Below are 13,875 nucleotides of genomic sequence, written 5' to 3' on the forward strand. Positions count from 1 at the left end.
ATCTTTGATCAATTTAACGAATTAAATTGCACTATAACGTCGTTAAAAATTTTTTATTTAGAACAACTAGATACAAAAATTTTTGCCTAGTTCTAGCGTAATTTTCTTAACGTTAAATAGACCCCGTATATAAGCAGGTTGGTATTATTATCGAGATAGTATTAAACCAATACCGTTACTTCTTAACCTTACCCTTAAGAACATAAATTTCACCATCGAAACTGCCTTGTATCGTCAGTCCTTGGCTTGCCAACTCTTGCAAATATTCAACATGATCATCAGTGATATGCTGGCCTGGGACTAAAAGCGGAATGCCCGGTGGGTATGGAGTAACTAAACCTGCACAAATACGGTTGTTACTTTTGCTAATAGGCACAGATTCGCGGTCGCCATAAAAAGCATCGCTTGGAATACACGCCAAGTCTATGGCTGGTAAATTTTCAGGTAAGCGAGCTCTACGCGTCGATTTCGATAGTTTTACTTTACCGCTGTCTAGCTTTTTCAATGCATTGTACAAACGAATTATTTTTGAGCGTGTGCCGCCAAGCGTCAGTAAAACCAAAATGGTGCTGTGTGTGTATTTTTCTATCTCTAGCCCAATTTCATCCAGTAGATATTTATGAATATCTTTTAATGAGTAAGGTAGCTCACTAATATCAATAAGGATCTTTAATGGGTCGTGGCCCATATTATCACCACTAAAATGCGGGAATATTTCCATAAAGTCTTGCTTAGCTAATACTTTAATTTGCTTAAGCGAGGCCATCTGTTGTTTAAACTCCTCAACATGATTTAGCAGCGCATTGAGCAGCTTATAGCCTTCCATCTCTAATTGCTTTTGGCACACGTCAAGCGATGCAATAAGCTGATATTTAGGCGATGTACTAGCGTAGATACTATAAATCTCTCGAAAGAAATCGGCATCAAAATCGGGGTCGTTAATATGAATATAAGACGCTTGAGAAAACGCCGATACTACTTTATGCGCCGAATGCGTAATGTAGTCAGCCCCTGCATGTATCGCAGAATAATGACGAAAGCTAGGATGAAACAAAGAGTATGCAAACCAAGCTTCATCTATAAATACCTTAATACCATATTGATGAGCATAATCTACGACTTGTTTTAGGTCGCTAAGTAAGCCATCGTAAGTACAACCGGTAAGCACTAGTAATTTAGCATCAGTATTGTTTTCAATTGCTAACTTGATGTCGGCCAACGATGGTGGCGCGAAAATGCCATATTTTGGGTTTAAGATACTCGCCAAATAAATAGGGTAACTGGCTGATTGCAAGATGCCATAGTGTACTGACTTATGGCAATTACGGTCGACAATTACTTTATCTCCCTTGCGCAGCAGTGTCTGCAAGATGATTTTATTTGAGGTGGATGAACCATTTGTAACAAAGTAGGTGTGTTTAACTTCAAACGTCGCCGCGGCTGATTCTTGGGCGCGACCAATAGTATTAGTGCTGTCTGATAATGAACCTAGCGAGTCTACCGAAACCGACAGGTCGCCAACAAATACATTGCGGCCGTAAAACTGATAAAAATCTTTAATGTAAGGTGAGTTTCTAAAGCTAGAACCCCCACTATGACCCGGTGTATGCCAAGAGTCGTTTGCTTCACCAACGTAACGACGATACGCCGTCCAAAATGGCGTTTCAGAGCGGTCGTCAAAATCGTTGATCATATAGCCTAAAATAGCTTCTGGGTCAGAAATCACTTCATCTTTAAAAAAGAATGATTCGATTTCTTCTGATTCGTTAACGATTTCCAGCCCTTTAGTGTCGTCGCCAATAACATAAACCGGTAACTCAAGACGAATTGCCTTTAAATCCTCGATAAAGCGGCTATACATCCGCTCACCCACTTTGTTGTGCATATCCCAGCTTAGAACCACGGCTTGAATATCACCATCTTCCTCTACACATTCCAGCGCGTGTTTAAGCTCGAGGCATTCAATAATATCGATATGAATATCGTCTCGCTCAAAGTTAGGAATGGTCTTTGATAGGTTCGTTGAAAGCCCTTGTAAAGTGGCTGGGTCTTGCTCAATTATCAAGATACGAAGTAGAGGTAGCATAGAGGGTTTCGCAATATAATTTTATAATGCTCACTAGCATAACCAAAGGAGTGTAACTTGTGAAATTAATACTTTGATAATGTTCTAATAATTATTCTATTTCATTGGCTACTACAAATAAGAGGCGCAATGAAATTCATGTGTTTTCTGTTTGCATCGTAAGCATAAAGATTTTGATTATTATCAACGACAATATACCTCCCTTTAAGTTTTATACCACTAAAGTATAAAAATCATACTTATTTGATGGGCAGTTTTGTGCCAGTGTAGGTCGAATAAGCGAAACGCCATCCGACACAGTAAAATACCTTACCAATTATTATCAGCATTTTATGTTGTCGAGTGGCTGGAGAGTGCCAATAGCAGATATTTACTTAATACATTAAAACAGATTAAATTGATGAGAAATGATGGGCATAGGGGTCGTTCGCAATTAATTCCGGTCGAAGTTTAAAACTCTTTGATGCTATTTCAGCATTTTTTATCCTATCTATACGAAAGATTCTAGGTGCATTTCTAAGGTGATCCCAAGCAACAATGTACCAAACAGGCCAAGCGAGCATAAGATAATGAGACTCTATAGTTCTCGAAGAGCATCTCTTGTTTTCCGAAATATAATTAATATTTAAACAACGTTGCTCCAGAAAGGATTCACATATAGTCTGTGATATATCAATGTGATCATCTGATGATTGATACGGTGCAGTGCTCCTAACATGTGTGCTTACAAATATCCGTTTTCGAATTCTGCTTACTCTAGAACGCTGATTTGCAGGAAATGCTTGATATAACTTCTGCTTGATTACTTCCAAATTGTTTGTCATGAAGGGTAAATTTAGTGATTCAACAATTGAGAGCGCCAGTAATAATTCAATCACCTCCTTATGGCTTAACATTAGCCGCTCAATACCCCATCGACCTGCTAAACGAACACCTCCTCCCCGACCTCTATCTGACTCGATTGGGTATCCCTCTTCTTTTAAGCTTGCCAACTCGCGCATCAAGGTTCGTTGACTAACATCTAAGTGTTCTCGTAAATCAGATGTTGTCCAATGTTGTTCAGAACGAAGCATCCCAAGCAAACGACTTCGCCTTGCAACACGATCTTTAAAATTTGTCTTCGCCATAATTTAATGTGCCAGTAAGTGACATATTTATAAATATACTTCAGATCAGTGGCTAGAGTCTAAACTTTTTAGAAGCACTTAACCAATTTCACCCGTATTTTGACAATTGAACTTATACAGAAAGGAACATTACAAGATGAAGCACTATTACAATTCAATGAGCAGATCAGTTACAACTGATTGGATGTTAAAAGAGCTAGACGTACAACATGAACAAATCAATATTAATTTTTCTGAAGATTCACCTGAATTGCGCGATCTGCAAACTATCAATCCAATGGGTAAATTGCCAACACTGGTAGATGGCGAAAGCGTTATTACAGAAACAGCTGCGATATGTGCGTATCTTTCTGATAAATATTTGGATAAGAAGCTCGCCCCTGCTATTGGGTCTAATCAAAGAGCGAAATATTATCGATACCTATTCATTGCTGGAAATACCATTGAGCCGGCATTAACCTTGGCGGCTTCAAACATCGAGCATCCTAATTCAGCAACAGCTGGGTGGGGTGATAAAACGCGAGTAGTAGCGACTATCGAAGCGATGACTCCCCAAAGTGGTTGGGCTTTAGGAGATGAGTTTACAGCAGCAGACATCGTTTTCGGCGGACTGCTAGATTCTGCGGTTACTTTTGGAATGCTTGCCCCATCACCTAAGGTAGCTGCATATATTTCTAGAATCCAACAGAGACCTGCATATAAAGAAACTCATAAGTATTTCGATGAACCGATGTCATAGTCGCGTCTCTGTATAAGTAATTATTATGTTTCGATGGGAGAGGAGAACCTTGGCGCAATGAACTACCCCGCGCCAAGGCTTTTCGCTTAGGTTCAAACTCGCTTCGCGAAGAGGGGTATCTTAATTAGCATGAGGTCAAAAACCTTTACGCCGCAAGCGGCGGGGAATTAAACCCGAAGAGATTAAAGCTTGAAGTATGCGCGTAAGATGTTCGCTATATATTAAAATCAGCCATCGTCATATCTAGAGCTATCTGTTCAAAGATACTTTAAGATTGAGATGGCTCGACTGACCGCTCATCGCTCAAGGCTGCCTGTAGTTACTCTGTTTTATCTTTAAATTCACACAAGTCTTCAACAATACAGCTGCCACACTTGGGTTTACGTGCTACGCAGGTGTAACGTCCGTGAAGAATCAGCCAATGATGCACGTCTACTTTAAATTCTTTTGGTACAACCTTTTCAAGCTTTTGTTCTACTGCGACAACATCTTTACCCATAGCAAGCTTTGTACGGTTAGATACACGAAATATATGTGTATCTACGGCTATTACAGGCCAGCAAAAGGATAATAATAGTAGATACTTATATTGTATTGATTTACACTGTATATAACAACAGAGGTGAATCAAAAACATGAATAAGCATACTACTTTAAAACCATTACTCTATAGTTATATACGCTTTTCTACAATCGAACAGGCTAAGGGGCAGTCTTTAAATCGGCAGCTTAGTTTTGCTAAAGAGGTTGCTAAGGAAAAAGGGCTTGAGCTTGATGACTCATTATCAATGCGTGATATGGGGTTAAGTGCGTTTCATAAAACCAATATTACCCGGGGCGCTTTGGGTATATTTTTAGCGGCGGTAGAGCAGGGTAAGGTACCGGCGGGTTCTATTTTAGTGCTTGAAAGTTTGGACCGCATTTCTCGTGCTGCGCCGCTTGAAAGTCAGGGCATTATTGCACAAATTATTAATGCTGATATTACGGTGATCACGGCGGCTGACCGTAAAGAGTATAATAAAGAAACCATTAAAAAGAATCCGATGGATTTGGTTTATATTATCCTGGTGTTGATACGGGCCAATGAGGAAAGTGAAACTAAATCTCTGCGGGTTCGTTCTGCGTTGACTAAGCAATGTGATGATTGGTTAGCCGGCAAACGTGGTTTTAGGGTTAAGTGTGGTAAGCCGCCTAGCTGGGTAGTGTGGAATGATGATAAAAAGTTATTCGACTTCGATCCGCACAATAAAGCTATTATGCTGCGTAAGCTTGAATTATTTAAAAAAGGGCACGGCGGTATAAAAATAGCTGAGCTTATTAATGCAGAGTTTGGTGCGGGTACTGTTCACCACACTGGGGCTAATGTTTATAAAGAGGTAAAGCGCCGTTCGTTAATTGGTGAGCTGAATGTAAAAGTAGGCGATGCTGATTACGTTCTTGAAGGTTATTACCCGCCATTAATGAGTAAAGTTGAGTTTGATTTTTTAGTCGCAGATTCATCTAAACGAGGTGCTACGAAACACACACAAAAGTTTGTGGGGATTTTATCGGGCGTTGGTGTATTTAAATGTGGTTGTTGTGGTAAATCGGTCGGTTCGCATGTTGTTTATCGTAAAAAGTGTATTGATGAAGTAAAAAGTAGCCATAAGCGCTATGGTTGTGTTGAAGCTAGGCGCAATAATAACTGTACAATGAGTTCTACAGTGCAAATTGAAATGGTTGAAAGTGCTGTTGTTAAGTTTTGCCAGGATAAAGTAAACCTGCAACGTATATTGCTAGGGGGCAGCGACCGCGAATTAATTAATACTGAAGAATCAGCACTGGTTGCGCAGCTTGAAAAAATTAATGACGATATAAACTCACTTACAGAAACGCTTTTAATACTTGAGGGCACGCCACCACAGGCGATAGCTAATAAAATATCAGCCCTTGAAACACAAGCGCGTGACATTCAAACCCAAATAGATACCAGTAAAAACAAGCTTGCTAAAATTGACCACTCTTTTCGTGATGAAGTAACAGACCGCTGGTTATCGCTTACTAAAAACCTTGTAAAACTTTCCAATGACGAACGTTTAGCTATTCGCCAGCTAGTTAAAGATACTTTTAAAAGCATCAGTTTACAGCTAAATACATTTAGCGGCGATAAAGGTGGCCTCAATAATGTTTTTGAGCACCTATTAGGTGCCTCAAATGCTGACTACTTTGAGCTTTTACTGGAATTTCATAATGATAAGAAGCGTTTGTTGCGTCTGCATAAACATACTGGTGAGCTAGTTAGTGGTTATGACTTTTGACGTAATTACGAAGTGGCCTGACGCAAGTTTACCCTTGCAACAGGCCATATTCAATATTATTTAGTTGAAGGGCTTAGTTATTTAGGTTCTTTAAAATAATTAGGATCAATACTTGTAAACCTGGCACAAAAGGTTTTAATAATATGATCTAGCATTGCTTCAAAGACCATTAACTCAACAACCATACCTGACTGAATAATCTTACCTTTATTGGTTATTATCGCTAGCGCATATCCTTTTTGCATTTGCAGTCCATTATTATTAGAAGAAATAATTTGCATAGAAACCTTTAAGTTATTAATAAAAGAATTGGTTAGCTTGAAGGCTTAATTAATCAAACTAACAGTACTATGATAACTATTTTCAAAATTTTTCAAAATTTAGGGATGTTTTGGATATTTTTCTGAATCCCTCCGCTAAATGGGGAGTTAGATTGCATCTTGATTAAAATTCAGAGAAAAACACAAAAAATTTTTTAGATAAATAGAGAATTAAGTAATGTGTTTTGTATATTTATCAGGAAATTATTGAAGTTGGTTTATTAATTGTTCAATACTTATTACTGATAGGTAGGCTCAAGTTACTCTTCACGCTGAATTGTCTAAGCACTTAAAATATAGGTTTACTTTCTGGACTTTTTAATAACCACGACTAAAACTATTGTTAATACGGTCGCAGGTAATAACCAAATATATTCCGCCATATTATTCATCCTCAAGGTTGTACAGTGATATTCCAACATTAATGATTTTTATTATTTTTGCAAATTAAACCAACAAAACGCAATTCTTCACTTTTACCCATTGCATGGCCCTAGTTAATTTCAGGACAATTAACGAGGACAAATCATGAAAAATATTAAATCTCAATTTATTCGCCAATACGTTCGAGCCAGTAGATCTCCGTGGGATGACTGCTCTACAATTTTATTGTTAGCAGATGTAGTTAATGAACAAACATTAGAGTTAAATTTCAATAATTACATCTATTTACATAGAGATAGCGTTGGAAAAATACTTGGCATTAGTATTTCAAATAGTATGTTGGAAAAAAATCCAAGTTTTGAGAATAGGTATTTAGAAGGGCACGACATGACGCTTTTTTTACTTATCTACATAGAGCAAATAACACAGTTTTGTGAGCTGTTCTCTGAAGAGTTCCAGCAAATATTTATGCAAACGCCAACTACATTTTTTGCAGCAACAGAAAGTGATTGGGTCGATATTATCGACAATGCATAACCCCCTAAGCGAACATTTGTTCGCTTTTTTAAAAATATTTTTCGTAAACCGTTTTAAATACCCATGCCTGATTTTATTTACTAATACGTTATCGATTTTGATAACAAAACACACAAGGATAGTGAAAAAATGAAACATACATACGTATCAACATTGGATTTTTTAAATTTATTACACTCATTTAGCCGAGTAATCACCGCTAATGACCACCAGATAAACTTATTAGAATTACGCAGTGATAATGCGAATTTAGATGAGCTGTGGGAGGTTATTGGCCCTGAAATTACAGCGAATAAAACACTAAATGAGTTTGCTATGCGAAAACTTGCTTATGAGCTCATGCACAGCCTAATTAGCCACCCAGTAGAGCGTGTGGAGCTGCCGTGTGACTTCGAGGATGATGTTTATCCCTAGGGTCTAATTGAAAAAATTAACGATTGAAACTGAGGTCATAATGGTTATTTTCAAAATCAAAATAACAGCCTAATCATATCTCCCAAAATATGCCTGAATCATTATTTGCTGATTCGTTGCCCTAACTGCAATAGCGTTTAATAGGGCATTTTACTCAGTTACTGAGTATCAAACCTGGGAGGGGGTCCTGCGCAAATACAGGGTTTCGTTACGATGCCTCAAAAGCGAGGTCATTGTAATCATGTTTGGCAAGGCCATAGGTCAAATGCACAAGGGAGGTAGATTTATGTCTATCTCCCTTTTGCGTATTTCAGTAAGTCAGTTCACTCAGTAGTTTTATTACAAATGATAGTGGCGGGGTAAAAAAATAAAAAATAAAAAATAAAAAAATAATTAATTTATTTTTTAACCGTCAGAAATGAATTAATAAATTTATAAAAGTTGCAAATGTGCCTGTATTTTTATTTTTTCTATTTTAATACTTTTAGAGGGGGTTATCTTATTGAAATTAAATAAAATATTTACTGTTTTGGTGGGCAATTTATATGTTTATTGTGGCATTTTATACGAAATGAGTAGGCAATTTATACGGTTTAGGGGGCCATTTTCACTGTAAATAAATAAAACTTTTTTTACCAAAAAACTTACCGAAATTTCTTTTATTCGTTGAGCCGCGGTTAGCATAACAGCATAAACTAGAAATGAGGTAGAGAAATGAGTAGTAAAAATTCTCCAAGAATTGTTTTCGGCAATAAGCTGTTACATGCGGGTTATTCGCTCGATATTAATGAGCAGCGATTAATAAATCTCGCGCTGTCTAAAGTAAACTCCAAAAAGTCTAACCCAGGAAAAATTCTGATTTATCCAACGGAATATGCCAAGTGTTTCGGCCTGAGTAAGTACAGCGTTTATGAGCAGCTGAGTTCTGCCGCAGAGTCACTCAGAGATAAATCTGTAAGCATTTTAGACGATAGCGGGCAGTCGCTTTCAATTCCTTGGGTGAGTAGCGCTTCATACGAAAAGGTGAAAAATCAAGGGTCTTTCATTACACTTGAGTTTTCAGAAGAAATCGAGCCGTATATTTTTAATATAGAGAAAAATTTCACAAGGTTATTTTTTCATAACACAGTAAAATTAAACAGCCTAGCATCATTTCGGTTGTATGCACTCCTAAACGAGGTGCGAAATTATAAAAATTACAAACGACAGGGCGCGGTAGTTGTGAATTTTCAGTTGCCAGAGATGAAACAAAAATTATTTTTATCTGAATCATATGGAGCATGGCGCGATTTTAAAAACCGCATCCTGTTACCTGCTATTGAAAAAATTAATGCCCACACAGATGTACGCGTAACGTTTAAGCCTAAAAAAATGGGTAACTGTATTACTGCCATTGAATTTTCCTATTTTACTCAATGCTCTAGTGAAAGTGAAGAGTTTGCTAGGCCAAGACTATCTCGTCGCCCTAAAGTCAATAAGGGGTCGCATGCTGAGGGTGTGTGGGCTCGGGGAAACCTCAATCGATTAGGAAATTATGAGCTATCAAACCAAAACGAAAACCCCGCTTTTAGATTGGCAAAAGCAGATATAAGGCGCTGTATAACGTATGCAAAAATCATTGGTGACGATGAAGCTAAGATTTTTTACTCTAAACAATTGAATAAATAAAATAATCATGATGTCTCAATGTTGATACTACTGCATTACGAGTAAAACATTTTTTCAATTTCAGAGCACAATTTAGTTCGGTATATTATTGAGGCACGCAGCAGCTCAGCATCGCTCTCACTGAGAAGTGGTGCTCGTGTCTTCTTGTCAAAACGTTGCGGCATTTCCTCAAATAGTTGTTCGTGGAGTCGTTTAATGTCATCAAAAATTTTGACCGATTGAGAGAATAAAAAAATCTTACTGTAATCGTTTTTTTTTAACGAGGCCAAATATTTTAGTAAAATGACCTGTCGTGCCGTTTTATTTTTAAATGAATGCTCAATTTCAACTGCTGCAACAGAGCCATCTAGGAGTCGCACAGCACCATCCACAGTTCGTGCATCAGATAGGTTATTAATACGTTTAAATTCAGGCTCGGTAATGAATCCACTCCACATTGGGGCGTACGTTTCATCACTGTGATAATTATGTATACCGCGCAACATTACAAATGCGTTTATAAGGTTGTGTGCTACATTATTTTGGTTGAACTGCAGAGCAGGGTTTTTATTACTCCTAAAATACACGTCGATGCCCATTAACTCCTCGGCAAATTTGGCAGCAGTATAGGTAGGCACATAGACGCGACCATCTGGACTGCGGTGTGTTTTTACTACACGCAGTAAACCATCTTTTTCTAGCCTGTTTAGGTGTTCCAACGCGAGGCGATGATTAATGCCGTAGAGCCAACGCACAATGCCTGGTGTAACAATAGAAAACCGAATTGCAATAAGCACCGAGACCTTGGTTCTGTTAACCCCTTTTTGGTGGTTATTTTCGCCTAGATAATACCGCATATTAATATCAAAATAGCGAGGGTAGTGAGTATGAAGCGGGTTTTTCGTTTCTAAATCTTTTGATGGTTGCTGAGTCAATTCAAAAATCCTTTTGGTGAGTTAATTATTAAAATTAACTAGCACCGCAACACAAAAATTATCATCATTTTATAATTATATTGCCGTTTTTCATTCCGAGATGCTCTGGCAGCATGTACGGAATGATTGTCGCGATAATTATCGCAACAAAAGCCGCTTTCAGCGGATGGCCTCGTCGCTTCGCTACTCAACCATAGGTCTAAAACGCCCGTCAGCTCTGGTGTTGCTCCGCAACGAGCTGGCTCAACGCGCTATCGCGCTAGCGTTTTATACCCAGCGCGAATGCACCGAGCTACGCTCTGTACTGACCGCCATACTGCCGCTTCAGACAATGCGATGGGTGCCCCATTATCCGCATTTTTCTTCGCTTTTATTTTCTGACGAAAATTATGGTTCGATATCAATTTGTGCCAAATTTTAATCGAATTTCGCTGATGCGAAACACTATCGCGGTCAGTACAGACCAGCTGTACATTCGCGCTTTCTCCATGTGTCTACGGCTTCGCCTACACCACATTACGCGCTTGTTGGCCTCATTCTGAGGCGCTATTTTGCAGTTTTTCGTGCCGAAAAATGCGATCTAAAAACCTGTCTTGCAGACAAAAGCCGCCTTCAAATTAAACTTATTAATAAACTTTTTAGATAAAGAGGAGAGGGTTTTTACTAAAAAAATTAAGTGAAAATAGAAGAAAAGTGAATGCCTTATTCAAACTGTTTGTTGCTGAGCTGCGCAGTCAAACAAGTTTGTTTTTTATCACGAAATCATTAAATTTGAAAGCATTAATTAATGATTATTAAGGTTTAAAAATGAAAAACGACGCTAATGATATTGCTATTAATCCAACAACAGGACTACCTATCACAAATGCCAGTACTAATATCGTAGATGTTGGTGGCAATGTGGTGGGCCAGCCAGACAGGGTAATGACTGTTTATGAAATTGAAGAGTCGATAGGTGACTCTATAGAACATGATTCTTTTGATGCTTTTGATGACGGTTTTTAATGTCCAAAATTTTAAAGGCTTTTAGCCAATATCGAATAGAAATTACCTATTCGATTATCGCATTTAGTGGCTCAGCTATATTGTGTTTACAGTTCCAATCCACTGAAAACTTCGCTTGGTTTATCGCTCTAAGTTTTTTTTGCACTAGAATGATAACAGGTATCTATAACTACGAATATTATCGAAAAAGTAACACCCCAAGCATGAAGGTCATGCTTAAGCATCTCCTTATTAAATTTGTATAACCCTTGTTTATTTGTCCTAAACGCAAAGCGCTCTGAGTTAATCAGGGTGCTTTTTAGTTTTATATGTATGTAAGTTACTGACCAGCCAGCCTTTAAGCTAGTTAAAATATTTTAATTCGACAAATATCAACGTATAAATTATGAAATATAAGATATCGGGTTTGGGTTTGTGGGTACCATCACTTAAGCTGATTTTGAGTCACAGATTGAGAATAATAACTACAATTTGAAGCAAAGTAGGGCACAAAAATTGATATTTTTTGATTAGAGCTTAACTTTAAATTTAGAGTAAGAGTATTTTCAGTTAGTGCCAGAGTAGGTCGGATAAGCTAAGAGCCATCAGGCGGAGAAAAACACTTTATCAATTATTATTTTATCGAGTGGCTGGAGAGTGCCATAAGCGGACACTCATAACCTTAGTCACTTGTTAAGTGTTCTTTTCTGGGGCGAAGGTAAATATTATATTTTGTACTACTTTCTTGTCTGCTTCACTTAGGTACGAAATATCAAACGGTTCCGAAGATTTAATGGCTTTTAACGCTTCTTTTTCTAGCTCTTTTTGGCCCGTAGAACGCACGATTTTAGAAAACTTTAGATAACCATTATCATCAATATTTATATGCACTTGCACTTTGTGACCGAAACAAGTTTCGCAAACAAATAAATGTGATTCAATTAGGCTCTTATTCTTACTGACCCACTTTGGAACATCAGATTTTTCATTAAAATCTGCAGCCTTTCTAGTTGAAATTTTTTCTCCAGGTAATTCATGCTGAATAGTTGAAGTGCAGCCCACCATGAGCAAAACAAGATAAAGTTTGACTAGATATTTCATAATTTCCTAGAGCATATAGGATGTTTATAGCGAGCGAATCGCACGTTCTTCTACCACAGCGTCGCTCGTTTATCTTAATTACCCACTTGTAACAAACTTCTTAACTATTTGCCAGCACTACCAAAATACAGTAGTTCTGGTTTTTACTTCAGGACAAAAACGAGCGATTCGGTCGTTTTCTTGACTATGCAGGCAATATATATTTTGACGAAATTGAAAAGTAACTGCTAACGACCGCTTATCGCTCTAAGCGGACTAGAAAAATTTCACAAAATTTATTAATTAAATTTATAAATTCTTAAACACTAGGATGATTAAAAATTTATTGCCAAAAGAATTCTGGAATCAAATTTAGATTAGATCTATTTAATAAAATTAGAGGGCTAGTGCTTTTTTAAATCATGCAATTGATAAAAAACTTTAGTCTCGTTGTAACTTCAAGATACCTTAGAGAAGCCAGAGCAAATTGATGGCATTTTAAGTTCAGGCAGAACCAGACTCAACTACTGAATCTGGTTCGTGCTATAAATAAGCTCGTCATCATATTTTTAAATTAAAGCTGTTATTTACCTAACAAACATCCAAATACCGGCAGCTATCATAAATAAGTTTTCTGTTAGAGAGATAAACCCTAGTGGTACGTTACTGTCACCGCCTACACACGCACATTTTAACTCTCGTTTATCTATATAGACTGCTTTTATCACTGAAACAGCACCAACCCCACCTATGAATAATGAAATAGGGGCAATAATATAGGCTGGTAACCCGGCTATCATTCCAATGCCAACAAATGCTTCTAAAAATGGGTAAACATAAGCGTACCTGACTACTTTCATAGCGACTAAGTCATAGGTTATAAATGAATTAGTAAAGCTAAATAAGTCTTGAAGCTTTTGTATTGCTAACACTGCCATTGTTAGGGCTACAAACAGTTCAGCGGTTTGCATTGATAATAAGCTATTATCCGATGCAAAACTAAATGCCACACTAAGCAAAAAACTAACCGAAAAAATCGCAATCACGGGCGTGTAAGTTGTACCTTCTTGGGCTGCTTGTGGCTTATTAAAGTAATCACGTAAATCGTCGTAGCCACCTATACGTTTATTATCAATAAATGCTTGAGGTGTAGTTTCTACACTGTGTTGTTTTTTAAATTCATCTGTTTGCTCTCGAGAAGTTAAAAGCTGATCATCAACTGTATATCCCTCTCGCTCTAGTAGGTCTTTTGATTTTAAACCAAACGGACAAATATGCTCATCTGTTGCCATTCTAAAAAGTTGGGCTGATTTACTCATGCTTTA

At 37.6% G+C, this 13,875-nt stretch carries 12 protein-coding genes and 1 pseudogene; 6 read left to right on the forward strand and 7 right to left on the reverse strand.

Annotation, left to right across the window (positions count from 1 at the left end; genetic code table 11):
- Positions 1–175 precede the first annotated feature (175 nt).
- The gene (locus tag H5092_RS17030; RefSeq protein WP_033021837.1) at positions 176–2,086 is read right to left on the reverse strand and encodes an aminotransferase class V-fold PLP-dependent enzyme; all 1,911 of its coding nucleotides are present in this window, start codon (positions 2,084–2,086) and stop codon (positions 176–178) included.
- Between the two features lie 392 nt (positions 2,087–2,478).
- Positions 2,479–3,213 carry a YafY family protein gene (locus H5092_RS17035; protein ID WP_182734203.1) on the reverse strand — a complete coding sequence of 245 codons (735 nt, stop codon included), beginning with the start codon at positions 3,211–3,213 and terminating at the stop codon, positions 2,479–2,481.
- A gap of 136 nt (positions 3,214–3,349) precedes the next feature.
- On the opposite strand from H5092_RS17035, the gene H5092_RS17040 reads away from it, so the two are divergent.
- Positions 3,350–3,952: a glutathione S-transferase family protein gene (locus H5092_RS17040; RefSeq protein ID WP_182734205.1), complete on the forward strand. Its 603-nt coding sequence runs from the start codon at positions 3,350–3,352 to the stop codon at positions 3,950–3,952.
- Positions 3,953–4,271: 319 nt separating this feature from the next.
- On the opposite strand, the pseudogene H5092_RS17045 reads toward H5092_RS17040, so the two are convergent.
- Positions 4,272–4,520 (reverse strand): annotated as a pseudogene (locus tag H5092_RS17045) (endonuclease III); the annotation flags it as partial.
- Positions 4,521–4,587: 67 nt separating this feature from the next.
- Between H5092_RS17045 and H5092_RS17050 the strand changes: the two are divergent.
- Entirely contained in the window at positions 4,588–6,249 is a 1,662-nt protein-coding gene (locus tag H5092_RS17050; protein WP_002962286.1) for a recombinase family protein, read from the forward strand.
- A 77-nt stretch (positions 6,250–6,326) separates the two neighbouring features.
- On the opposite strand, the gene H5092_RS17055 is transcribed toward H5092_RS17050, so the two are convergent.
- Positions 6,327–6,530 (reverse strand): hypothetical protein, encoded by a 204-nt coding sequence (locus H5092_RS17055; protein ID WP_002962287.1) that lies wholly within the window; start codon positions 6,528–6,530, stop codon positions 6,327–6,329.
- A 567-nt stretch (positions 6,531–7,097) separates the two neighbouring features.
- Between H5092_RS17055 and H5092_RS17060 the strand changes: the two genes are divergently transcribed.
- From H5092_RS17060 to H5092_RS17070, 3 genes are all read left to right on the forward strand, one after another.
- Entirely contained in the window at positions 7,098–7,490 is a 393-nt protein-coding gene (locus tag H5092_RS17060; RefSeq protein WP_010558040.1) for a hypothetical protein, read from the forward strand.
- 129 nt (positions 7,491–7,619) lie between these two features.
- Positions 7,620–7,904, forward strand: coding sequence for a hypothetical protein (locus tag H5092_RS17065; RefSeq protein ID WP_002962289.1), 285 nt, complete (start codon positions 7,620–7,622; stop codon positions 7,902–7,904).
- A gap of 714 nt (positions 7,905–8,618) precedes the next feature.
- Positions 8,619–9,572, forward strand: a complete 954-nt coding sequence (locus H5092_RS17070; protein WP_002962290.1) for a replication initiation protein — start codon at positions 8,619–8,621, stop codon at positions 9,570–9,572.
- 35 nt (positions 9,573–9,607) lie between these two features.
- On the opposite strand, the gene H5092_RS17075 is transcribed toward H5092_RS17070, so the two are convergent.
- Entirely contained in the window at positions 9,608–10,486 is an 879-nt protein-coding gene (locus H5092_RS17075; RefSeq protein WP_002962291.1) for a hypothetical protein, read from the reverse strand.
- A gap of 807 nt (positions 10,487–11,293) precedes the next feature.
- Between H5092_RS17075 and H5092_RS17080 the strand changes: the two genes are divergently transcribed.
- Positions 11,294–11,491, forward strand: coding sequence for a hypothetical protein (locus tag H5092_RS17080; RefSeq protein ID WP_002963063.1), 198 nt, complete (start codon positions 11,294–11,296; stop codon positions 11,489–11,491).
- A 672-nt stretch (positions 11,492–12,163) separates the two neighbouring features.
- On the opposite strand, the gene H5092_RS17085 is transcribed toward H5092_RS17080, so the two are convergent.
- Together H5092_RS17085 and H5092_RS17090 are read right to left on the reverse strand one after the other, a co-directional pair.
- Positions 12,164–12,571: an energy transducer TonB gene (locus H5092_RS17085; RefSeq protein WP_024598543.1), complete on the reverse strand. Its 408-nt coding sequence runs from the start codon at positions 12,569–12,571 to the stop codon at positions 12,164–12,166.
- 566 nt (positions 12,572–13,137) lie between these two features.
- Entirely contained in the window at positions 13,138–13,869 is a 732-nt protein-coding gene (locus H5092_RS17090) for a MauE/DoxX family redox-associated membrane protein (protein WP_002963060.1), read from the reverse strand.
- Positions 13,870–13,875: the final 6 nt, after the last annotated feature.

Source organism: Pseudoalteromonas sp. SR41-7 (genome assembly GCF_014163935.1).
Classification (GTDB): domain Bacteria; phylum Pseudomonadota; class Gammaproteobacteria; order Enterobacterales; family Alteromonadaceae; genus Pseudoalteromonas; species Pseudoalteromonas distincta.

Excerpts from the sequence above, each read along its gene's own strand:
- H5092_RS17030 (WP_033021837.1), bottom strand. The coding sequence starts at position 2,086 with ATGCTACCTCTACTTCGTATCTTGATAATTGAGCAAGACCCAGCCACT.
- H5092_RS17035 (WP_182734203.1), bottom strand. The coding sequence starts at position 3,213 with ATGGCGAAGACAAATTTTAAAGATCGTGTTGCAAGGCGAAGTCGTTTG.
- H5092_RS17040 (WP_182734205.1), top strand. The coding sequence starts at position 3,350 with ATGAAGCACTATTACAATTCAATGAGCAGATCAGTTACAACTGATTGG.
- H5092_RS17050 (WP_002962286.1), top strand. The coding sequence starts at position 4,588 with ATGAATAAGCATACTACTTTAAAACCATTACTCTATAGTTATATACGC.
- H5092_RS17055 (WP_002962287.1), bottom strand. The coding sequence starts at position 6,530 with ATGCAAATTATTTCTTCTAATAATAATGGACTGCAAATGCAAAAAGGA.
- H5092_RS17060 (WP_010558040.1), top strand. The coding sequence starts at position 7,098 with ATGAAAAATATTAAATCTCAATTTATTCGCCAATACGTTCGAGCCAGT.
- H5092_RS17065 (WP_002962289.1), top strand. The coding sequence starts at position 7,620 with ATGAAACATACATACGTATCAACATTGGATTTTTTAAATTTATTACAC.
- H5092_RS17070 (WP_002962290.1), top strand. The coding sequence starts at position 8,619 with ATGAGTAGTAAAAATTCTCCAAGAATTGTTTTCGGCAATAAGCTGTTA.
- H5092_RS17080 (WP_002963063.1), top strand. The coding sequence starts at position 11,294 with ATGAAAAACGACGCTAATGATATTGCTATTAATCCAACAACAGGACTA.
- H5092_RS17085 (WP_024598543.1), bottom strand. The coding sequence starts at position 12,571 with ATGAAATATCTAGTCAAACTTTATCTTGTTTTGCTCATGGTGGGCTGC.
- H5092_RS17090 (WP_002963060.1), bottom strand. The coding sequence starts at position 13,869 with ATGAGTAAATCAGCCCAACTTTTTAGAATGGCAACAGATGAGCATATT.